The following is a 22,516-nucleotide window of genomic DNA, read 5'->3' on the forward strand; positions in this document are numbered from 1 at the left end:
TTCGGCAGCTCCTACATGGATCGGTGTAGGAGCTGCCGAAGGCTGCGATCTTTTGCTTTCAAGGCTTATCAGGTTTCGCCAGCAAGGTGTAAACGCACGGCAACACAAACAGCGTAAACAACGTCCCGATCGACATCCCCGTGGCGATCACCATGCCGATATCAAAGCGGCTGACGGCGCCGGCACCGGTCGCCAGAATCAGCGGCACCATGCCAAATACCATCGCCGCCGTGGTCATCAACACCGGGCGCAAACGAATCGCCGCGGCTTCCTCCACCGCCTCCCGTGCGGTCAGTCCCTTGTCCTTGCGCAACTGGTTAGCGAATTCGACGATCAGGATCCCGTGCTTGCTGATCAGACCGATCAGGGTCACCAGCCCGACCTGGGTGTAGATGTTCATGCTCGACCAGCCGAGGAACAGCGGAATCAGCGCCCCGCAGATCGACAACGGTACCGTCACCAGAATCACCAGCGGATCGCGGAAACTCTCGAACTGCGCCGCCAGCACCAGAAAAATGATCGCCAGCGCCAAGGCAAACGTCACCCACAAGGCACTGCCTTCCTGGACGAACTGGCGTGAGGCGCCGCCATAGTCGAAGGCAAAACCGGCAGGCGCTTCTTCGCGGGCGATCTGCAATACGGTGTCGATGGCTTCGCCCATGCTCACCAGCGGGAAACCGGAAATCTTCGCCGCGTTGAGTTGCTGGAACTGGTTGAGCTGGCGCGGTCGTGCGCGGTCGCTGACCTTGATCAGCGTCGACAGCGGCAGCAATTCGCCCTGGGTGTTTTTCACGTAATAGTTGTTCAGCCAGTCCGGGTTGTCGCGGTATGGCCGTTCAACCTGAGCGATGACCTTGTAGCTGCGCCCCTCAATGGTGAATCGGTTGATTTCCGCTTCACCGAGCAGCGTTGCCAGCGTGCCGCCAAGGTCCTGCATCGACACGCCCATCTGCGCGGCTTTGGCGCGGTCGATGTCGACCACCACTTCCGGTTTGTCGAACGCCAGATCAAGGTCGACGAAGGCGAACTTGCCCGACTCCATGGCGCGTTTCTTGATCCGGTCGGCCACTTGCAGCAGCAGCTCGTAGTCGTTGGCCGTGTTGATCACGAACTCGAACGGCAGGCCTTCACCGGTGCCAGGCAGGGAGGGCAGGTTGAAGCCGAAGATCTGCAGGCCTGGAATGCCTTCGAGTTTGCCCTGCACTTCGGGAAGGATCTCCATCTGCGTGCGGCTGCGTTCGTTCCACGGCTTGAGCAGGAAGCCACCGATACCGGCCTGCACACCGTTGTAGCCGTTGATCTGGAACGACGAGTAGTACTCCGGGAACTCCTTGAAGATCTTGATGAATTCGTCAGTGTAGGTGCTCAGGTAATCGAGGTTGGTCGGCTGCGGGGCGGTGGCCATCATGAAAATGATGCCTTGGTCTTCGTCCGGCGCCAGTTCCGATTTGGTGAACTTGAGGAACACCGGGATCAGGCACAGCACGATCACCGCGAACACCAGCACCACCGGCCGCGTGTTCAGCGTGCCGTGCAGCATGCTCTGGTAGCGGCGCTTGAGGCTATCGAAGATGCGGTCGAGGCGATGGGCGAGGCCGCTGGGGTTCTGTTCGTGGCGCAGCAGATAGGCGCACATCATCGGCGACAGGGTCAGGGCGACAATGCCGGAAATCACCACTGCCCCGGCCAGCGTCAGGGCGAATTCCTTGAACAACGCTCCGGTCAGTCCGGTGAGGAAACCGATTGGCGCGTACACCGCCGCCAGGGTGATCGTCATCGACACCACCGGCATGGCGATTTCCCGTGCGCCTTCGAGGGCCGCGTCAAACGGGGTTTTGCCTTCCTCGATATGCCGGTGAATGTTCTCCACCACGACAATCGCATCGTCCACCACCAGGCCGATGGCCAATACCATTGCCAGCAGTGTCAGCAGGTTGATCGAGTAGCCCATCATCTGCATGAAAAACATCACGCCGATCATCGACAGTGGAATGGTCACCACCGGGATCACCACCGAACGCAGGGCGCCGAGGAACAGGAACACCACGACGATCACGATCAGCACGGCTTCGAACAGGGTTTTCACCACTTCATCGATGGAGGCCTGAATGAACAGCGTAGCGTCGTAGGCGATCTCGCTCTTGAGGTTCGGCGGCAGCTGCGCCTCCAACTCCGGCATGATCTTGCGCACTTCCTTGATCACGTCCAGCGGGTTGGCGCCCGGTGTGGCTTTGATGCCGATGTACACCGAGGGCGTGCCACCGAACGAACTGATCGAGTCGTAGTTTTCCGCGCCCATTTCCACCCGTGCGACATCGCTGAGCAGCACGCGGCTGTCGCCACTGACCTTGAGCGGAATCGCTGCAAACGCCTCGGCGGATTTCAATTCGGTGTTGGCGTTGATGCTGGTGACTACGTACTCGCCTTTCACTTCGCCGGCGGCGGAGAGGAAGTTGTACTGGCGCACGGCGTTGGTTACGTCGCTGGCGCTGAGGCCGAAACCGGCGAGCTTCACCGGGTCGAGCCACAGGCGCATGGCGAACACCTGATTGCCGAGAATCTCTGCTTCGGCCATGCCGGGCAGTGTCGCCAGTTTCGGTTGGATCACCCGTGACAGGTAGTCGGTGATCTGCGGATTGCTCAGGTCTTCGCTGAAGAAACTGATGTACATCAGCGCCGAAGCGTCAGCGGACTCCTTGCTCAGTACCGGGTCTTCGGCATCCTGCGGCAGCTGGTTTTTCACCTCGTTGGCCTTGGCCAGCAGCTCGGTGAACAAGCGGTCGGTGTTGGCGCCAATGCGCGCGTAGATCGAAATCGTCGAGAAGTTCTGGCGACTGACCGAGGTCATGTAGTCGATGCCCTCGGCGCTGGCCAGGCTCTGTTGCATCGGCTGGGTGATGTAACCCTGAATGGTTTCGGCATTGGCCCCGGGGTAGGCCGTGGTCACCGTGATCAGGGCGTTTTCCATTTGCGGGTATTGGCGCAGCGGCAGCTTGCTCCAGGCCTGGAAGCCCAGCAGCACAATCAACAGGCTGACCACGGTGGCGAGCACCGGGCGGCGGATGAACGGATCGGTAAAAGCCATGGGGATTCCTTGATCAGTCGGCGCGGGGCGGACTGTTCTGCTCGCCGAGGGTCTTGTCGTCGCTGATGGCGATGTGTGCGCCGTTGTCCAGTTTGATCTGGCCAGCCGTCACCACTTGTTCGCCGCTCTGCACGCCCTTGTTGATCATCACCAAGCCATTGCGACGTTCACCGGTTTCGATGAAACGGCGCTCGGCGATCAGTACCGGTTGGCCTTTGTCATCCTTTTCGACGTTGCCGTCCTCGGCTTTCTTCTGCCCGACTACGTAGATCGAATTGCCGTAGAGGGTGTAGGTGATCGCGCTTTCCGGCACCACGATGTGTTTTTGCGGATCGGGCAGTAGCACTTCAAGGCTGGTGAACATGCCCGGCAACAGTTTGCCGTCGGGGTTGGCCAGGGTGGCGCGGATCAGGATATTGCGCGTGGTGCTTTCGACGATCGGGTTGATCGCGCTGATCTTGCCGGCGAAATTTTGCCCGGGATAAGCCGAGACCGAGATTTGCACCGGTTGACCGATCGCCAGTTTCGGCACCGATTGTTCGGGCAAGTAGAAGTCGGCGTAGAGGCTGCTCAAATCCTGCAGCGTGGCGATTTTGGTGCCACTGGCGAGGTAGTCGCCGACGTCGACCTGACGGATGCCGATGGTGCCGCTGAACGGCGCGAGGATGCGTTTCTTCGCCAGCGACGCGTTGAGCTGATTGACCGTGGCCTTGTTCTTTTGCAAAACAGCGGAGAGGCGGTCGTACTCGCCTTTGGAGATGGCGCGGCTGTCGACCAGTTGCGCGCCACGCCCGAAATCCAGTTGCGCAAGACCGAGATCCGCCTTGGCGGTTTCGAGCAGGGCAGTTTCCACGGCACTGTCGAGTTGCAGCAGCGGCTGGCCGGCTTTGACTTTCTGTCCGGATTCGAATTTGAGCTCGGTGACGGTGCCGGCGACTTCCAGGCTCAGCTCGACACCTTGCAGCGCCTTGAGCGTGCCGACGGTCGGCAGGCGCATCTGCCACGGCTGTTCGGTCGCGTTGGCGACGGCGACACTGATCGGCGGTTTCGGTTTGGAAAAGCCCTGGATCATCGTATAGATCGAAAAGGCTTTGTAGCCGCCCAGCACCAGGACGATCAGCAAAACAACACCCAACATGATCAGCATGCGGCGACGCAGCATATTTCCAGTTCCTTGGAGAAAATCAGGTGAGACAGGCGGGCACATTACTCCGAGTACAGGGGGTATTCCAACTGGCAGTTATTACAGGTGATGAAAAGGGTGAGGGGGATGAAATCCCGCTCACCCTTGATGGCGTATCTGTCTCTGAAACGGGCCGGCTATGCCATCAAGTGCAGATGGTTGTCCCAGAGCCCTGCCGGCAATTCCAGCGGTTTGGCCAACAACTCATCCTGACGGCAATCGTAGTAACGGCAACGACCTTGCCCTGAGGTCACGACAAAACCGTCCTTCACCGCGCCGACGCCCGCGCAATCAGGCAAGGGCGCATCGAGGCGCACTTCGCCGCTGTCCAGATCCCAGATAAAGAAGCGATTACCACGCGGCGCCGTCAGTGCGACCAGGCGCAGATCGCTGTGCACCGCGACGCTGGCGGTGTAATGCCCCATTGACTGCAACTGATGCTCCGGCACCGGGAACGCCACGAACGGCTGGCCCGGACGCTTGATCGCCAGCAACTCCGAACGCTCATGAGAGGCGCCCATGAATTGCTGACCGGCAACGATGGTGCCGTCGCTGGCGATGCCCAAATGGCGCACGCTGTTCATCTGCTGGGCGAGGGTTTCCTTGCTCAGCAGCGTACCGTCACGCTGCATCAGCACCAGGCTCGGCTCCATGGCACTGAGGTTCATATCGACGCGGCTTTCCGCCTCGGTACGAATCCCGCCGTTGGCCACCACCAGCGTCTCGCCATCGGGCATCCACGACACCTGATGCGGGCCCAGGCCATGAGTGGAAATCTCGCCCGTATGCACCAGCCGCTCACCTTCGAACCTGTACACGCCGAGCAGACCGCGACCGGGGTCGGTGGTGTCGTTCTCGGTCGCGTACAGGTACTCGCCGTCCTTGTGCACCACGGCGTGGCCGTAGAAATGCCGGTTCGGCTGCGAGGTCACGGTCTGCAGCAACGTACCGTCGCGCAGGTCGATCAGGTAACTCTCGGTACCCGGGCGACGTGCGACGAACAGCGCAATCGGCTGCGTCGGGTGGTTGATGATGTCGTGGCAGCGCTGGCCGACCTCGGTGGCGAACACCTGCTTGCCGTCGAGCCGATAACCGACGGCGTAATGCTTGCCGTCGGTGTCGTCGCGCGCCGACAACAGCAGCGGGCTCTGATCCTTGCGTTTGAACAGCGTCCAGCCGCCCAGCGTCACTGCTCCCAGCAGCACACTACCTAAAGTCAGAGCCTGGCGTCGCAGCATGGCACTTGCCCTCATCAGTCACCGTCGTTGGCGTTGAAGCCCAGTTGGATGCCCAGCGCCTTGGCCAGTTCGCCTTCGTGCAGGCGATGGACGACGTTGAGGCTGTCGTAGATATCGTTGAGTTGCTGACGACCGGCGTCGTCTTCGAGCATTTCGCCGAGGGAACGCTGGGTGCTGTCGAACAGTTTCAGCGAAGCAGCGTAAGCCGCGTCGATCTTGTCCGCCAGTGGCTTCTGATCGCTTGGCAGCAGGCTGCGCAGGCCTTTGTTGTCGACGCCTTCCCACACGGTTTTGGCGGCGGCGAGGCTGGCTTCCAGCGCGGTCAGGGACGACTGGCTACGCCATGCATCGGCCTGGAACGGCTGTGGCACGCCTTTGCTCTGGCGGCCCATCGGCGTGCCGAGCTTTTTCTTCAGGGTGTCCAGCGCAGTGACCTGCACGCGCAGCAGATCGGCGATCGCTTCGTGGGAATCGGCATAGCGCTGGTTAGGGAACTTGGTCATCTGCGCGAGCATGCCGTCGGTGTTGTTCCAGCCTTGCAGAATTTCCTCGGCCAGTTGCTTCTGACGCTCGCCGATGGCGATCAGCAGTGGGCAGTACTTGGCTTTTTGCTCGGCGTTGGCCACGTCAGGCTTGGCGTCGAACAGGATGTATTCGTAAGCCGACAGGCCCTGAACGACAACGCTGGATTTAGCCAGTGCGGCGGCGTCGATCTGTGGCTGCGCGACCACCAGTTGCTCGACCTGACGACCGACAAGGTTTTTCTTGTCCGGCCAGAACTGCACCTGCCACGAACGGTTGCCCTCGGCCAACGGACCGATCAGCAGCGGTTGCAGCTCAGCCCAGGCTTTCTGCGCGTGCAGGAAGTCGGCACGGGCGGTCTCCAGGGTTTCTTTGCCCTGGCAGTAGGCGAGGGCACTGACGGCCAGTTGCTTGTCGGCTTCGACCCAGCGGGTATAAGTCGGCAGGATCACCGATTTGGCGATGGCCGCCGAAGTGACCGCTTGCGGATCCTGCGGCGAGCAGGCGCCGAGGGCGAGCGCGGCAAGGCTGGTGAACAGTAGCTTGGGACGGAACATGTCGGGCTCCCGATTCTTTATCAGTGTTTAAAGTGAGTTCAGAAACGCCAGCAGCGCGGCACGCTGCTCGGCATTGAAAGATAAAACCTGTTGCTGCGCCGCCTTCGCTTCGCCGCCGTGCCAGAGCACCGCTTCGAGCAGATTGCGCGCGCGACCATCATGCAAAAACCGGGTGTGACCGCTGACCGCTTGCGTCAGGCCGATCCCCCACAACGGCGGCGTGCGCCAATCGCGGCCGGAGGCCTGGAATTCCGTGCGGTTGTCAGCCAGGCCGTCGCCCATGTCATGCAGCAGCAGATCGCTGTACGGGCGAATCACCTGATTGGCCAGTTCAGGTTCGGCGGCGTTGGCGGCGGTGGTGTATTTCGGCGTGTGGCACGAATCGCAGCCAGCCTGGAAGAACAGGTTCTTGCCGGCGATGACCTCTGCATCGTTAACGCCACGGCGCGCAGGCACGGCGAGGTTGCGGCTGTAGAACAGCACCAGACGCAGGATGTTGTCGCTGACTTCCGGTTCACCGTCCGGGCCATTGCCGTTCGGCGCCTGTTTGCAGGCGGTTTGCGCGTCAGTGCAGTCATCGAACGGTCTCAGGCTGGTCGTGAGGCCCATATCACCCGAGAACGCGTGAACATTTTGTTGATTGAGGTTCGGTTGCCCGGCTTTCCAGCCAAATCTGCCCATGACGGTTTTTTGCAATGCGTCATCCCAGACCTGATTGGGACGGCCATTGATGCCGTTGTTCGCTTTGGCTTGCGCGGTGGCATTGGCGAGGATCGCTTCTTCGGGGATCGCTTCGAGCAGGCCGAGGCCAATCATCGGCGGCGCGACCCGTGCGGAGAACCGCGTTTCCGGATGCATCGGGCCGTATCCGAGCTGGGTGATCTGCAACACCGGTTGGCGCAGCTCGACTTTGGTGCCGTCCTTGAAGCGCACAGGCACTGGCGTGTAGTCGACGCGCACCTTGCCTTCCGGGGTGACGCCGGGCACGGCCATGTCCTGAAACTGGCCGCCGTAGACAGGCTCTGGCACCACGCCGACTTGCTCGATGAGTCGGGCATATTCCGGCGCGTCAGGAATCGACAGCCTGACCAACATGGATACCGCGTTGGCGGCATCCGGCGTTGGTGGATGACCGCGACCGTCCTTGATGTGGCAGTTCTGGCAGGCATTGGTGTTGAACAACGGGCCGAGGCCATCGCGCGCCGTGGTGGTCGAGGGCGCGATCACCCATGGGCTGCGAAAGAAGCTGTTGCCGACACTGAAATCCACCCGGCGCGACGGCGGCAGATTCGCCGAAGGCAGCGAGAACGCATTCTGATCGGTCTTGCGCACGGTCGCCGCACCGCCGGAACGTGCTTCACCGGGCTCGGCCTTGGTGAAACGCGGGGCGTCATCGCAGGCACTCAGGCCCAAGGCCAGAAACAGTGCGGACAAGCGAAGAGGCAGCGAGGGCATCAGACATCCTGCGGACGGGCGAAAATAAAGGCGCAAAGTCTAACAGGGCGAGGGGGTTTGAATAAGAGGAATTATCGTTTGCTTGATTTGTGGCAGGGTTTCACTCGAGGACCGAGTCGCCCCTATCGCTGGCAAGCCAGCTCCCACAGGATTTCGGGTGCTTGCAAAATTTGTGTACGCCACCGATCACTGTGGGAGCTGGCTTGCCAGCGATGGGGTCATCAGCATCACCACAGAAAGCAGGCATGAAAAAGGCGACCCGAAGGTCGCCTTTTTTGACTCAGACGCGATTGATCAGAACTCGTGATCAGCGTTGTCCGGGTTCAGGTCGCTGATGCCCAGCTTGCCGGCAGCGGCTTCGATCGAGCCGGTCTGCTTGACCAGCGATGCGATGGCGTCGCGAACGATCTGGTTGCCAGCGGTGTTGCCCGCAGCGATCAACTGGTCGTAGTGCTCACCCTTGTTGGCGTGATCGACCATGACCTGGATCTTGGCTTCGGTGGCGGCCAGATCGGCTTTCAGCGCGGTGTCGGCAGCCGGGTCGGCCTTGGCTACCAGCGACGACAGGCTGGCGCCAGTCATTTTGGTGCCGTCAACACGGGTGTACTCGCCCAGGTAAACGTTACGAATGCCTTTGGCATCGTAGAAGTGCGAGTAGTGGGTGTTGTCGCTGAAGCAGTCCTGCTCGTCTTCAGGGGAGTTGGCTTCCAGGGAAACCTTCATGCGCTCGCCCGCCAGTTCACCCAGGGACAGGCTGCCCATGCCGAAGAGCATTTTGCGCAGACCGGTTTCGCCCGGCTCGGCTTCCAGGGTGGCGCGGTAGTTGTCAGCCACGTTCGGCTTCCAGTTACCGACCATTTCTTCCAGGTCGCTGACCAGCAGTTGGGTCACGGACTTCAGGTAGGCACGACGACGATCGTTGTGACCGCCAGTGGCGCCGGCGCCTTCCAGGTAATCGGAAGCCGGACGGTTGCCAGCGCCAGGGCCGGTACCGTTGAGGTCCTGGCCCCACAGCAGGAATTCGATGGCGTGGTAGCCCGTTGCAACGTTGGCTTCGGAACCGCCCAGCTCATTGAGGCTGGCGAGTTTTTCCGGAGTGATGTCCTTCACATCGACCTTGTCTTCGCCGACCTGAACTTCGGTGTTGGCGATGATGTTGGCGGTTGCGCCCGGGTTACCCAGTGCGTGCTCGTAGGATTTGTCGACGTAGTCGATCAGACCCTCGTCCAGTGGCCAGGCGTTAACCTGACCTTCCCAATCGTCGATGATTGTGTTGCCGAAGCGGAACACTTCACTCTGCAGGTACGGAACGCGCGCGGCGACCCAGGCAGCCTTGGCGGCTTTCAGGGTGTCGGCGTTCGGCTTGGCGAGGAAAGCGTCGACGGCGGTTTGCAGGGTTTTCGCGGTGGATTCGGCATCGCTGTAAACGGCGAAGACCATGTCGGCGTAGTGTGCAACCACTGCCTTGGCGGCGGCTTCGTCGACTTTACCGGCAGCGGCAGGAGCAGCCGCTGGTGCGGTGGTGCTGGCGGCTGGAGTCGGTGCGGCCGGTGCGGCGGCCTTGTCTTTGCCTTCGCCGCAACCGGCGAGGGAAATAGCGATGGCCAGCAGACTGGCGGTAGCCAGAGGCATACGAATCATGGCGAACATCCTGCTTCGTTGATTGATTGACAGGCGCGGGGGTGCGCAAAGCTGCGACATAATGCAAATCTTTCGCATTATGTGTAAAGGGTTGTGGCTGGAAATATTTCTTATTTACGACGGCAAAGCGGCATGGATCAAAGGATCGCCGCGTTACTGCGTTGTGCTTGTTTGAGATAGACGCTCAGCTCGCGCGCGGGGAGCGGCTTGCTGTAGTGGTAACCCTGACCTTCGTGGCAGCCTTCGGAGATGATGTAGCTTTCCTGCTCGGCCGTTTCCACGCCCTCGGCAATCACCTGCATGCCAAGGCTTTTGCCCAGTTGAATGATCGCGCGAACGATCGTCGCATCGTCGTCGTCATCGAGCAGATCCTGAACGAAGCTCTTGTCGATCTTGATCTTGTCCAGCGGCAGGCTTTTCAGATAACTCAGCGATGAGTAACCGGTACCGAAGTCATCGATGGCGATCAACGCTCCGGAGCGGCGCAGGCTGAGCAAGTGTTGAGCGGCGGTGCTGATGTCTTCCATCAGGCCGGTTTCGGTGACTTCCAGCTCCAGACTGCGCGGCGGCAGGCGGTACATCTGCAGCAGGTTGTTGACCACCCTTGGCAACTCGGCGTGGTGCAGTTGTACGGTGGACAGATTGACCGCCATGCGCAGATCGGCAAAACCCATGTCGTGCCATTCGCGCAACTGCTTGCAGGCCTGATCCAGCACCCACTCGCCAATCGCGATGATCGTGCCGTTCTGTTCGGCCAGTGGAATGAACAGATCCGGCGGCACCAGGCCGTGCTCGGGATGTTGCCAGCGAATCAGTGCTTCGACGCCGACCACGCGGTGATCGCGATAGCTGATCTGCGGCTGATAGACGAGGTAGAACTGATCGCGCAGCAAGGCATCGCGCAGGTCTTTTTCCAGTTCGCGGCGACGACGCATCTCGCTGTCGACACTGGCGATGTAGAACTGATAACGATTGCGCGAACGGGTCTTCGCCAACGTCATGGTCTGCTCGGCTTTTTGCAACAGTTTCTCGGTACTGTCGCCGTCCTCGGGAAACAGGGTGATGCCGATGGTCGCGCGCAGGCGGATTTCCTGATGATCGAGGGCAAACGCCGCTTCCAGATCATCGAGAATGCTTTGCGCCAGTTCTGCCGCTTCGTAGGGTTGTTCGATGTCGGCCTGAACCAGCGCAAACTGGTCGCCACCCAAACGGGCGAGGGCACCGAGGCGACCACTGTGGGCACGCAGCCGATCAGCCAGCGCCAACAGCAGCTGGTCGCCAGTCTGGTAGCTGAATTGTTCATTGATGCCTTTGAAATCGTCCAGCCCTACACACAACACCGCGACCCGGCGTTGCAACTTGCCGGCGTCGACCAGAATCTTGTCCAGTTGCTGCTGTAATTGCTGACGGTTCGGCAGGCCGGTGAGGAAGTCGTACTGGGCCATGCGCAGCAGGCTGTTTTCTGCTTCGTGGCGCAGGTGGGTATTGCGTTCGATGGACTCGAGCAGTTGGTTGGCGGTATTGATCCAGATGCCCAGCTCGTTTCGCTCATGCCCCTTGAGCTGCGGAATCTTGTGTTCGCTGGGGCGATCGGGGTTGATCTCGGTGAGGTGCTCGATGATCCGCGACAGCGGTTTGGTCAACAGCCAGTGATAGACCAGATACAACACCAGGCCCATGGCCAGCGCGCGCAATACCCCGGAAATGAAGATGATCACCGAACTGACGATAAAACCTTCGCCGTAGGTGGCGGTGTCGAGGGTGATGCTCAGGTCGCCGTAATATTCGCTATACGGGCCACGACCCACCAGTTGGGTGGTGAAGGTGCGTTCCTGACCGAGGATCAGATCGGTCAGCCAGCGGCTGTTGGAGTGTTTCAGGTCGCGGGACTTCTGCGCGAGCATGGCTTCGTTGGGATGGCCGATGGAGGCCTGGCGCACGGCGTCGTCCTGAAACAGGCCTTCGATCACCTGCATGCCCATCTCCCGGTCGAGGCTGTAAACGGCCTGGGTCGAGGGGTCGCGGAACATGTCGAGGATGCGCTCGGCGTCGCCGGCCACGGCCTGACGGGTTTTATAGGCATCGAAAACAATCTGCGCGCAGCTCAAGACCACGCCGACGATCAATGCCGACAGGAGCACGACCCGGAGCAACTTCACCGACAAGCTGTTCTTGAGTTCCAGCTTCAAAGGGTTATTCCTTGTTCCGTGCGGGTAGCGTCAGTTTGCCATGAGTATTGGCAATCCCGTGTTGGCAGTCAAAGGGACAATCAGGCCCGGGAGGATTTACCCGTGGCGTTGGCCGAAATGCTGCTGTTTGGAGTATTAGCCCTATTTGTACTATGTCGGTAGTTTCGGCCCTTAACTTGAGCGGTTCGTGACAATATTCCCAATGTTTTGATGTTAGCCGTCTGTGCCGAGGCGGCAAGCAGTCCGAGGCTGCATTTTCTGTGGGAATAACGCCATGATCATTCCCACGCTCTGCGTGGGAATGCCGCTGCGTCCAGTGACGCGAAGCGTCGCGGCCTGCATTCCTAAGCAGGAGCGTGGGAACGATCATTGAACGCCCATAAAAAAACCCGGCAATAGCCGGGTTTTTTGACTGGCACGCAGCTTAAGCGGTGAAGGTTTTGCCTTCGAACTGCTCAGCAACGAACTTCCAGTTGACCAGGTTCCAGAACGCTTCGACATACTTAGGGCGAACGTTGCGGTAGTCGATGTAGTAAGCGTGTTCCCAGACGTCGCAGGTCAGCAGCGGGGTGTCGCCGCTGGTCAGCGGGTTGCCGGCGCCGATGGTGCTGGCCAGAGCCAGGGAACCGTCAGCCTTTTTCACCAGCCAGCCCCAACCGGAACCGAAGGTGCCGATCGAGGTTTTGCTGAACTCTTCCTTGAACTTGTCGAACGAACCGAACGAAGCGTTGATGGCTTCAGCCAGCGCGCCGGTTGGTTGACCACCGGCGTTTGGCGCCAGGCAGTTCCAGTAGAAAGTGTGGTTCCAGACCTGAGCGGCGTTGTTGAAGATACCGCCCGAGGAAGTCTTGACGATTTCTTCCAGGGTCTTGCCTTCGAACTCGGTGCCTGGCACCAGGTTGTTCAGGTTCACGACGTAAGTGTTGTGGTGCTTGTCGTGGTGGTATTCCAGGGTTTCCTTGGAAATGTGCGGCTGCAGGGCATCGTGTGCGTAAGGCAGCGGCGGCAATTCGAAAGCCATGATGATTCTCCTAATCAGGTCTGTTGCGGTGAGCGCAAGGCCGATCACGGGCGGCCAGAAATGCACCGGCGAGTTTTTACTCTTTGCGGCGCAGGGTTTCGATCATAGCACCGGGGTTGCGCCATAACCACGCAACAACTGTGTGGGATAGAGGTTCCAGAGCCGTTTGGAATAAATCAGCTCGCGATTATCAACTGCCCCGCGACCGTGAACATCATCAACGCCACCACCAGATCAAGGATCCGCCAGGTACTTGGCCGGGCCAGCCAAGGCGCCAACCATGCTGCGCCCAGCGCGAGGGTGAAAAACCACAACAGCGAAGCACTCGCAGCACCGACCACATAAGCCCCTGGCACCGACTGTTGCGCGCCGAGTGAACCGATCAGCAACACCGTATCCAGATAAACGTGCGGGTTGAGCAGCGTCACGGCCAATGCACTGAGCATCACCGCACGCAGCGAACGTACCGTCTGGTTTTCACCTTGGTTCATGCTCTGTTTCGAGCAGGCCCGGCGCAGCGCCTGGCTGCCGTACCAGATCAAAAACGTCGCGCCGCCCCAACGGGCAATCGCCAGCAGTGTCGGGTTCTGCGCCAGAATCGTCGCCAGCCCGAACACGCCAGCGGCGACCAGCAGCGCATCGCAGACCACGCACAGCGCCGCCACGGGCAAGTGGTGTTCACGTCGCAGGCTCTGCGCCAATACAAAAGCATTCTGCGTGCCGATCGCCATGATCAGTCCGAAGGCCACCAGCAAGCCGTTCACATAGCTTTGCCACATACTGATTACTCCGCGTTGGCTGCCAGATCGCGCAGCACTTGCATGGCGTGTTCGGCATCGGCTTGGCCGACGAACAAATGATCGTGGTAGTAACCGGCAATCACGTTGCAACTGATCCCGGCCTTGCCCAGTGCCGTGGCGAATGCAGCGGTGAGCCCAACCGCCTCCAGCGCCGAATGCACGTTGAGGGTGATCCACGCGGCGACGTAGTCGAAGCTGAAACTGGCCTGTTCGGCGTCGGACCGTTCGAGAATCACCGTCAGACCTTCCTGCTCGCGGAAGCTGCCGATGATGTCCACACCGCTCGGCAATTGGCCGCCGGGCAGAGTGCAGAACACATATTCACCGGCGTTGAGTTGCGGGCTCATGCTGCGCAACAGGGTCGTGAGTGAAGTTTCGCCAGCCATTGCAGTGTTCCTTGATAAAGAGTGCTTGCTGGCTATTCTCCGGGCGAAACCTGTATAAGAAAAACCAATAGTGCTGATCGCTCATTAGGAAAACTGATGTTCGACTACAAATTGCTTTCCGCTCTGGCCGCCGTGGTCGAGCAGGCTGGATTCGAGCGCGCCGCGCAGGTGCTGGGTTTATCGCAATCAGCGATTTCGCAGCGGATCAAACTGCTGGAAGCGCGAGTCGGCCAACCGGTGCTGGTGCGCGGCACACCACCGTCGCCAACCGAAATCGGCCGGCGCCTACTCAACCATGTGCAGCAAGTGCGCTTGCTTGAACGCGACCTGCAGACGCTGGTGCCGGCATTGGACGAAGAGGGCCTGCCGGAGCGCCTGCGCATTGCGCTGAATGCCGACAGTCTCGCGACCTGGTGGGCCGAGGCGGTGGGTGATTTCTGCGCCGAACAGCATTTATTGCTGGATCTGGTGGTTGAAGACCAGACCGTCGGCCTCAAACGCATGCGTGCCGGGGAAGTGGCCGCATGCCTCTGCGCCAGTGAACGACCGGTAGCCGGCGCGCGCAGCGTGTTGCTTGGCGCGATGCGTTATCGCGCCTTGGCCAGCCCGGCGTTTATCGAACGACATTTCCCCGACGGCGTTCGCGCCGAACAACTGCCGCGCACGCCAGCGCTGGTGTTCGGGCCGGATGACTTTCTCCAGCATCGCTATCTGGCCTCGCTGGGCGTCGACGGCGGATTCGAACACCATTTATGCCCATCCTCGGAGGGCTTTATCCGCCTGACCGAAGCGGGTTTGGGCTGGGGGCTGGTGCCAGAACTGCAAGTGCGCGATCAACTGCAACGTGGCGTGTTGCGCGAGTTGCTGCCAGATAAACCGATCGACGTGCCGTTGTACTGGCATCATTGGCGCAATGGCGGTCAGTTGCTGGGTTTGCTGACCGAGCAATTGGTGCGCGCCTCAGCGCAATGGCTGGTGCCTTGGAAACAGCCTTGAGCGTCAAGCTGCAAGCGGCAAGTTCAGCGCCGCTCACCGTTTTAAACTAGCAGCTCGAAGCTTGAAGCTCGCAGCTGGTTTCATTGGAGTTATGCATGAAAATTTTGGTCACCGGCGCAAGCGGCTTCATTGGCGGGCGCTTTGCGCGCTTCGCTTTGGAGCAGGGCCTGGACGTGCGGGTCAACGGTCGCCGGGCCGAAAGCGTTGAGCACTTGGTGCGCCGAGGTGCCGAGTTTGTACCGGGCGATCTGACCGATCCTGATTTAGTCCGCGAACTGTGTTCCGACGTCGAAGCCGTGGTGCATTGCGCTGGTGCCGTCGGGCTGTGGGGCCGGTATCAGGACTTTCACCAGGGCAATGTGCAGGTCACCGAAAACGTCGTCGAAGCCTGCCTCAAGCAGCGCGTCCGCCGTTTGGTGCACCTGTCGTCGCCATCGATCTACTTCGATGGCCGCGATCACCTCGATCTGACCGAAGAACAAGTGCCCAAACGCTTCAAGCATCACTATGCCGCGACCAAATACCTGGCCGAGCAAAAGGTCTTCGGCGCGCAGGAGTTCGGCCTCGAAACCATCGCTCTGCGCCCGCGCTTCGTCACCGGTGCCGGTGACATGAGCATCTTCCCGCGCCTGCTGAACATGCAGCGCAAGGGCCGTCTGGCGATCATCGGCAACGGCCTCAACAAAGTCGATTTCACCAGCGTGCAGAACCTCAACGAAGCCATGCTCAGCAGTCTGCTGGCCGCCGGTTCTGCGTTGGGCAAGGCCTACAACATCAGCAACGGCGCGCCGGTGCCGTTGTGGGATGTGGTCAACTACGTGATGCGCAGGATGGAAGTCCCACAGGTTACCAAGTACCGTTCCTACGGACTGGCCTACAGCGTCGCGGCGCTCAATGAAGGGGCGTGCAAGCTCTGGCCGGGGCGTCCGGAGCCGACCCTGTCGCGTCTGGGCATGCAAGTCATGAAGAAAAATTTCACCCTCGACATCAGCCGCGCCCGGCATTATCTGGATTACGATCCGAAAGTCAGCCTGTGGTCGGCGCTGGATGAGTTCTGTGCGTGGTGGAAAGCCCAGGACATCCGTTGAAACGATTCGGCCGGGCGGCAATGAACCGCACCGCAGGTTGGGGGTCAATCCCTGCGGCTGCGGCGGTTATACTTCGCAGCATTTAGCCATCACCGCGTTTCACAAAGGTTGCCTCAATGTCCATGCGTAATGATGCCCACGACGATTTCGACGATGTCCCGAGCCTGCGTGCCGACACCTTCGACGACGATGACATTCCGACCACCGCGCGCACTTCGGTGCACTCGCGCACCCCGCCAGTGGTCAAGGTCAAAGCCGCGAGCACCGGGCCTTTGTGGGCATTGGTTGGCGCGCTGTTCTTTGCTTTCATCGGCCTGGCCTGGTGGAGCTTTCAGCAGATTTCGCTGATGGAGCAGCAACTGGTCGCGACCCAGGAAAGCTTTGCGCGGATCAGTGAAGAAGCGGCGGGGCGCCTGCAGGATATCTCCGGCAAGGTCGTGGCCAGCCAGAGCAACGTCACCAGCGACAGCGAAGCGTTGAAGCTGCAGATCAAACAGCTCGAAGGCAAGCTGCTCGATCAGAGCAAACAGCAACAGGGCGTGGCCGGGCAGGCCAGCGATCTGGACAAGCGTCTGGCGCAAATGACTGCACAGACCACCGAGCAGCAGAACGCCAACACCCAGTTGCAGGCGCAGGTCAAAGCCTTGACCGCAGAGCTGGCGACGGTGAAAAGCACCCCGGCCGATACCAGCAAGGTCGACGCCCAGCTCAAGGCTTTCGACGCGCAATTCAAGAGCCTCGGCGCTGACATTGCCGCACTGAAAAAACAGGGCAATCCAGGTGCGGCCATCGACCGTCTGGAGCAGGACATCGTTGTCCTCAAAAGTCAGCAGGACAATCGTCCGGCATCCCCACAGGGCGGCGGCAATACCGCTGAGTTCGATGCCTTTCGCGGCCAGATGACCCGTAACCTCAATACCCTGCAGGCGCAGATCCAGAACCTGCAGCAGCAGATCAACGCGCGTCCCTGAGCGTTGGTAGCGGTGGTGGGGTATTCCTCGCCACCGCCACCCCCGACACGTTCAGAAACCCTCTGAATATTCATGCATCAGCCCAAGCCGTCTACGCTCTTCAAACACCAACAAGAACGAGGGATGCGTCATGGGGTTTGTGCATAAATTCGCCTGTCTCTGTTTGCTGTTATTGGCCGGTCTCGGCCAGGCCAGCGCCGCCGCCACCGCCAAAGACGACAGCCAGGCCGCCATCGCCCTGCTGGAAAAAGCGCTGGCCTATTACCACGACAACGGTGACAAGGCGTTTGCCGCTTTCAGCCGCCAAGGCGAATTTGTCGACAAGGATCGCTACGTGTTTGTGGTCGACACCAAAGGCGTGATGCTCGCCAGCGGCGGGCCTTCTTCGGCCCTGATTGGCCGCGATGTCAGCGAAGTAATCGGACCGGATTTGCAGAAAGCCTTCAAACAAGCATTGACGGTGCCGGAGGGCAACGGCATTCAGCAGGCTGAATACCGTTGGCAGAACTGGGCCGATGGCAAGGTCGAACGCAAGCACGTGTTCTATCAGCGCATCGGCCAGCGGATTCTTGCGGTAGGTTATTACTTGCCGCGTGCCTCGGCCGAGCAGGCCAAAGCCCTGTTGGACAAAGCAGCGACAGATCTGGGCAAAGACGAGAAGGGCACGCTGACCGCAATCAACTCGCTCAAGGGCGGTTACCTGCAGGATGATCTGTACGTGTTTGTCGTCGATCTGAACACCCAGCGCTACGTCGCCCACGGCACCAACCTGCGCTTGATCAATACCGACTTCGGCAAGATCAAGGACCCGGAAGGCAAACCGGTGGGTGAACCGATTCTGGCGCTGATCGGCAAGCAGGATGAGGGCGAATATGAATACCGCTGGAAGAACCCGGTGACCGGCAAAGTTGAAGACAAACATGCTTACCTGAAAAAGGTCGGGCATTTCCTTGTGGCGGTGGGTTACTACAGCCCTTGAATCTCAGCGCGATCGTTCCCACGCTCGGCGTGGGAATGCCTCAACGGACGCTCTGCGTTCGGCTTTGGATGGGACGCGGAGCGTCCCAGGCTGCATTCCCACGCAGAGCGTGGGAACGATCGTGTGAAAAGGTTATTTCGCGCCGTGCTCACGCCCGCGCAGCAAGTTGTTCGGCATCGCAATCGCGGCCGCCAACCCGAGCAACGACACCGCCGCGCTCACCCACAGCAAATGCCGGAACGTCACCAGCAGTTCCGCGCGCAAGGCGTTTTGCGCATCCCCTGGTGCCGCGTTCAGACCATCCAGCAGCACGTTGCCGCTATGCCCTTCGCTCATCAGCGAACTGCTCGCCAAATGGGCAAAATTAGAATCCTGCAGCAACGCCAGCAATAGCGCCGACATCAACGCCACGCCCACTGCGCCGCCGAGGGAGCGGAACAGGTTGGTGGTGCTGGTGGCCACGCCGATGTCGCGTTGTTCTACCGAGTTCTGTGTGCCGACCAGCGATGTCGGGAACTGCATGCCTCCGGCAATCCCACTCAGCAGCATGAACAAACCACTGGCCAGCGTCGCCTCGGGCGGGCTGAAGGCCATGCCGAGAATCGAGATCGGCATCAGTATCGCGCCGGTCAGAATCTGCGGTTTGTAGCGACCGGTGATCGAGGTGCGACGGCCAGCGAAGTAAGCACCAATCGGCAACCCCATCGCCAATGGCAGCAAGTGCAACGCAGCGCTGTCGGCGCCGGCACCGGTGACGCTCTGGAAGCGCAACGGCATCAGCACGATCAGCGAAATCGCCTGGAAACTGGTGAAGAAAATCGTGCACCAGCACAGCAGTGCATTACGGTTGGCGAACAGATGCATCGGCAGCAACGGCTCCCGTGCCCGCCGCTCATGCCAGACAAACACCGCCAGCACTACCACCGCGCAAGCGAACAAGCCGAGCACTTCGCTGCTGCGCCAGGAATGCCCTTGACCGACCTGAGTAATGCCCAAGAGCAGCGCGGTCAGGCCGATGATCATCAACAGCGTGCCGAGGTAATCGATGATCGGTTTGCGTTGCGGAATCGGCAGCCCGCGCAGGTTGCGCCGCGCCACCCAATACGCGCCGAGGCCCAGCGGCAGGTTGATCAGAAACACCCAGCGCCACGACAAGTATTCGGTCATGTAACCGCCGAGCACCGGGCCGGCGACGCTGGCCACCGCGTACATGCTGCTGAAGTAACCCTGATAACGGCCGCGCTCACGCGGCGGAACGATGTCGCCGATGATCGCCTGACTCACCGAAATCATCCCGCCAGCGCCAATGCCCTGAAGAATTCGCGCCAGCACCAGTTGCTCCATGCTCTGAGCCATGCCGCAGAACAGCGAAGCAAGGGTGAACAGACCCATGCCGAACAGCATCAGTTTGCGCCGCCCGTACAAGTCGCCGAGCTTGCCGTAGATCGGCACCGCCACGGTCATCGCCACCATGTACCCGGAAATCACCCACGCCAGCAGGCTGACATCCTTGAATTGTGCGGAGATGGCCGGCATCGATACGGCGACGATGGTCTGATCCAGCGCACCGAGAAAGATCGCCATCATCAGCGCGACCAGCACGCTGCGAATGGCCGGTTTGGGCGTTTCGGGGTGATTGAGATTGGTCACGGGCAAAACCTGCGGGCAATGAGAGTCCCGCAGATCGTCAGGCGAGCGGGGATGCTCGCCAGTGTAAGTCGGTAGCAGGCTATTCGATAGCCTCATAAGGAAGTCCGACGTAATTTTCTGCAATGGTTTTTCGCCCCGCTTCGGAACTGACAAAGTAGTCCAGTTCCGAGGCGCTGATGCGCTGGCTGAACGCATCGTGATCGTCGAAGCGGTGCAGCATCGAGGTCATCCACCAGGAAAACCGCTCGGCTTTCCACACGCGGCGCAGGCAGATTTCCGAGTATTTCTCCAGCAGCTCGGTGCGACCGTCGCGGTAAACCTTCAGCAGAATATTGAACAGCGTGCTGACGTCGCTGGCGGCCAGATTCAAACCCTTGGCGCCCGTAGGCGGAACGATATGCGCCGCGTCACCGACCAAAAACATGCGCCCGTACTGCATCGGCTCGACGACAAAACTGCGCAGTGGCGCGATGCTTTTTTCAATCGACGGCCCGGTAACCAGTTTCGCGGCAAGCTCCACCGGCAGGCGATTTTTCAACTCCTCCCAGAAACGCTGATCGCTCCAGTCATCGACATTTTCTTCCGCCGGCACTTGCAGGTAATAGCGCGTGCGCGTCGCTGAACGCATGCTGCACAAGGCAAAACCGCGCTCATGACGGGCGTAGACCAATTCGTCCTGCACCGGCGGCGTGTCGGCGAGAATGCCCAGCCAGCCAAACGGATAAACCCGCTCGAACACCTTCAGGCAATCCGCCGGAATCGACTGTCGAGCGACGCCGTGGAAACCGTCGCAACCGGCGATGTAATCGCAATCGACGCGCCAGGTTTCGCCATCCTTTTCAAAGGTGACAAACGCCTCGTCGCTTTTCATGCCGTGGGGAACGACATTGCTCGCCTCATAAACAGTCGGCGCGCCAGCCTCCCGACGAGCGGCCATCAGGTCGCGGGTGACTTCGGTCTGACCGTAGATCATCACGGTCTTGCCGCCCGTCAACGCGTGCAGGTCGATGTGCACCTGACGTCCTTCCAGTGCCAGATCGAAGCCGCCATGCACCAGACCTTCGGCGTCCATGCGCTGACTCACACCCGCCTGACGCAACAGCTCTACCATGCCTTGTTCAAGCACGCCGGCACGAATGCGCCCGAGCACATATTCAGGGGTTTGACGTTCGAGGATGAGGGTGTCGATGCCAGCGTTGTGCAACAACTGGCCGAGGAGTAAACCGGACGGGCCGGCGCCGATAATGGCGACTTGGGTTTTCAGCGTTTTCATTGTTTTTATGACTCGCAAGCTTCACACGGCAAGCGCCGGCGAATGTTTTTTATGGATCGAGTGCTTGCATTTTTCCCTTGCGGGTCTGTCAATTGAAGGTGAAAACTGAGCCGATACCTGTACATTCTGCCAATCGGTGCGATTATCGCCCCACAACCCCTGAGGCCTGGATTGAAGTGATGAACAAGCCTGAGCTGCCTTCGATTCCAGTGTTCAAGCTCTACGGTGAAAGCCTGGACTGGCCGACCCCCGACTTGCTGCACTGTGAAACCATTTCCTCCCGCAGCCGCGAACATGAGTGGGAAATCAAACCCCACCGCCATGCTGATTTGTGCCAATTACTCTTCGTTTTCAAAGGTCAGGCAGAGCTTGAAATCGAAGGGCAACGCACGCAACTCCAGACCCCGGCCATTCAAGTCCTGCCACCGTTGTCGGTGCACGGCTTTCGTTTTTCCGAAGACGTTGAAGGCTTCATCGTTACCCTCGCCACGCCGCTGATCAATCACCTGCAGGCGCAACTGGGCGACTCGGTGCATGCTCTGGCTCAGGCGGAAAACTACCCGGCCGGCAAGGACGGCGATTATCTCAACAGTCTGTTCACCGCGTTGCAGGCCGAATACAACGGCCATCAACCGGCGCGGGAAATGCTCATGCATTCGCTGGTCAGCGTGATCATGGTCTGGGTCAGTCGCCAAGCCATCGTGCGCCACAAGGCCAGTCAGCGCCCGCAGCGCCAGCGCGAATACCTCAACGGCTTTATACAATTGGTGGAAGGAACTTATCGCCAGCATGTGAAGGTCGAGGATCTGGCGCATCGCTTGGGCATTTCGGTATCGCATCTCAACGGCACGTGCCGTGAGCTGGCCGGGCAGCCGGCGCTGCAGATCATGCATGAACGTCAGTTGCTGGAAGCCAAGCGCTTACTGACATACACCAGCATGACCATTTACGAGATGTCGGAGTTGTTGGGGTTTTCCGATCCGACCAACTTCACGCGCCTGTTCCGGCGCAGGGTGGGGATTTCGCCAAAGGCGTTCCGCGACCGGTTGAAGGCCGAACAGTAACCTCATAAACGCCGCAAAAACCTGTGGGAGCGAGCTTGCTCGCGAATGCGGTGTATCAGTCACCATAAGATCGTGATTGGCACAATGCATTCGCGAGCAAGTTCGCTCCCACAGGATTGCATTCCAGGCAGATGAATCAGCGCAATGCATTCAGCGTGGCATTGTGCGGAATGCAGCGTTCGTAGTTGCAGCTCGCGTATTCGCGGGGCAGCTGTCGCAGTTGTTCGACCCGCCAGGCCGCGGTGCCGTACAGCGCCAGCGTGGCAGCGCAGGTGATGAAAATCGCGACGTATCTTCTTGTTTTGATGTTCATGGCGTTCACCTCTGAACGAAATACCCTGCGGTATTACTTTCAGCATAGAACAAGATCAAAAGATCGCAGCCTTCGGCAGCTCCTACACCGATCCATGTAGGAGCT

At 59.9% G+C, this 22,516-nt stretch carries 18 protein-coding genes; 5 read left to right on the top strand and 13 right to left on the bottom strand.

Going from position 1 to position 22,516, the window contains the following annotated elements; genetic code table 11:
- Positions 1-58: 58 nt before the first annotated feature.
- The 10 genes from EJA71_RS00230 to EJA71_RS00275 all read right to left on the bottom strand — a co-directional run bounded on the left by EJA71_RS00230 (position 59) and on the right by EJA71_RS00275 (position 14,077).
- Complete coding sequence (locus EJA71_RS00230; protein WP_158953281.1) at positions 59-3,085, bottom strand: multidrug efflux RND transporter permease subunit; 3,027 nt, start codon at positions 3,083-3,085, stop codon at positions 59-61.
- 13 nt (positions 3,086-3,098) lie between these two features.
- The gene (locus EJA71_RS00235; protein WP_158953283.1) at positions 3,099-4,247 is read right to left on the bottom strand and encodes an efflux RND transporter periplasmic adaptor subunit; all 1,149 of its coding nucleotides are present in this window, start codon (positions 4,245-4,247) and stop codon (positions 3,099-3,101) included.
- A gap of 158 nt (positions 4,248-4,405) precedes the next feature.
- Complete coding sequence (locus EJA71_RS00240) at positions 4,406-5,506, bottom strand: DUF1513 domain-containing protein (RefSeq protein WP_158953285.1); 1,101 nt, start codon at positions 5,504-5,506, stop codon at positions 4,406-4,408.
- A gap of 14 nt (positions 5,507-5,520) precedes the next feature.
- Entirely contained in the window at positions 5,521-6,585 is a 1,065-nt protein-coding gene (locus EJA71_RS00245) for an imelysin family protein (RefSeq protein ID WP_099757042.1), read from the bottom strand.
- A gap of 27 nt (positions 6,586-6,612) precedes the next feature.
- Entirely contained in the window at positions 6,613-8,040 is a 1,428-nt protein-coding gene (locus tag EJA71_RS00250) for a di-heme oxidoredictase family protein (protein WP_158953287.1), read from the bottom strand.
- Positions 8,041-8,334: 294 nt separating this feature from the next.
- Positions 8,335-9,681 (bottom strand): imelysin family protein, encoded by a 1,347-nt coding sequence (locus tag EJA71_RS00255; RefSeq protein ID WP_008085485.1) that lies wholly within the window; start codon positions 9,679-9,681, stop codon positions 8,335-8,337.
- Between the two features lie 137 nt (positions 9,682-9,818).
- Positions 9,819-11,870: a bifunctional diguanylate cyclase/phosphodiesterase gene (locus EJA71_RS00260; protein ID WP_158953290.1), complete on the bottom strand. Its 2,052-nt coding sequence runs from the start codon at positions 11,868-11,870 to the stop codon at positions 9,819-9,821.
- 424 nt (positions 11,871-12,294) lie between these two features.
- Positions 12,295-12,891: a superoxide dismutase gene (locus tag EJA71_RS00265; RefSeq protein ID WP_008085479.1), complete on the bottom strand. Its 597-nt coding sequence runs from the start codon at positions 12,889-12,891 to the stop codon at positions 12,295-12,297.
- 176 nt (positions 12,892-13,067) lie between these two features.
- Positions 13,068-13,670, bottom strand: coding sequence for a LysE/ArgO family amino acid transporter (locus EJA71_RS00270; protein ID WP_158953292.1), 603 nt, complete (start codon positions 13,668-13,670; stop codon positions 13,068-13,070).
- A 5-nt stretch (positions 13,671-13,675) separates the two neighbouring features.
- Entirely contained in the window at positions 13,676-14,077 is a 402-nt protein-coding gene (locus EJA71_RS00275; RefSeq protein WP_158953294.1) for an ACT domain-containing protein, read from the bottom strand.
- Positions 14,078-14,173: 96 nt separating this feature from the next.
- Between EJA71_RS00275 and EJA71_RS00280 the strand changes: the two genes are divergently transcribed.
- From EJA71_RS00280 to EJA71_RS00295, 4 genes are all read left to right on the top strand, one after another.
- A complete protein-coding gene (locus EJA71_RS00280) occupies positions 14,174-15,073 on the top strand; it encodes a LysR family transcriptional regulator ArgP (RefSeq protein WP_158953296.1) in 900 nt (299 codons plus the stop codon).
- A 95-nt stretch (positions 15,074-15,168) separates the two neighbouring features.
- The gene (locus tag EJA71_RS00285; RefSeq protein ID WP_158953298.1) at positions 15,169-16,161 is read left to right on the top strand and encodes an NAD(P)-dependent oxidoreductase; all 993 of its coding nucleotides are present in this window, start codon (positions 15,169-15,171) and stop codon (positions 16,159-16,161) included.
- A gap of 116 nt (positions 16,162-16,277) precedes the next feature.
- The gene (locus EJA71_RS00290) at positions 16,278-17,132 is read left to right on the top strand and encodes an ATPase (RefSeq protein WP_158953300.1); all 855 of its coding nucleotides are present in this window, start codon (positions 16,278-16,280) and stop codon (positions 17,130-17,132) included.
- A gap of 130 nt (positions 17,133-17,262) precedes the next feature.
- Positions 17,263-18,111, top strand: a complete 849-nt coding sequence (locus EJA71_RS00295) for a cache domain-containing protein (RefSeq protein WP_158953302.1) — start codon at positions 17,263-17,265, stop codon at positions 18,109-18,111.
- Between the two features lie 132 nt (positions 18,112-18,243).
- On the opposite strand, the gene EJA71_RS00300 is transcribed toward EJA71_RS00295, so the two are convergent.
- Together EJA71_RS00300 and pobA are read right to left on the bottom strand one after the other, a co-directional pair.
- Positions 18,244-19,761 carry an MDR family MFS transporter gene (locus tag EJA71_RS00300; protein WP_158953304.1) on the bottom strand — a complete coding sequence of 506 codons (1,518 nt, stop codon included), beginning with the start codon at positions 19,759-19,761 and terminating at the stop codon, positions 18,244-18,246.
- 79 nt (positions 19,762-19,840) lie between these two features.
- Complete coding sequence (pobA, locus tag EJA71_RS00305; protein WP_178113632.1) at positions 19,841-21,025, bottom strand: 4-hydroxybenzoate 3-monooxygenase; 1,185 nt, start codon at positions 21,023-21,025, stop codon at positions 19,841-19,843.
- A 188-nt stretch (positions 21,026-21,213) separates the two neighbouring features.
- On the opposite strand from pobA, the gene EJA71_RS00310 reads away from it, so the two are divergent.
- Positions 21,214-22,098, top strand: coding sequence for a helix-turn-helix domain-containing protein (locus EJA71_RS00310; protein ID WP_158953308.1), 885 nt, complete (start codon positions 21,214-21,216; stop codon positions 22,096-22,098).
- A gap of 136 nt (positions 22,099-22,234) precedes the next feature.
- On the opposite strand, the gene EJA71_RS27315 is transcribed toward EJA71_RS00310, so the two are convergent.
- On the bottom strand, positions 22,235-22,411 hold the full coding sequence (locus EJA71_RS27315) for a hypothetical protein (RefSeq protein WP_178113631.1): 177 nt from the start codon (positions 22,409-22,411) through the stop codon (positions 22,235-22,237).
- Between the last annotated feature and the right edge of the window lie 105 nt (positions 22,412-22,516).

It is taken from the genome of Pseudomonas sp. PB106, from assembly GCF_009764645.1.
GTDB lineage: Bacteria > Pseudomonadota > Gammaproteobacteria > Pseudomonadales > Pseudomonadaceae > Aquipseudomonas.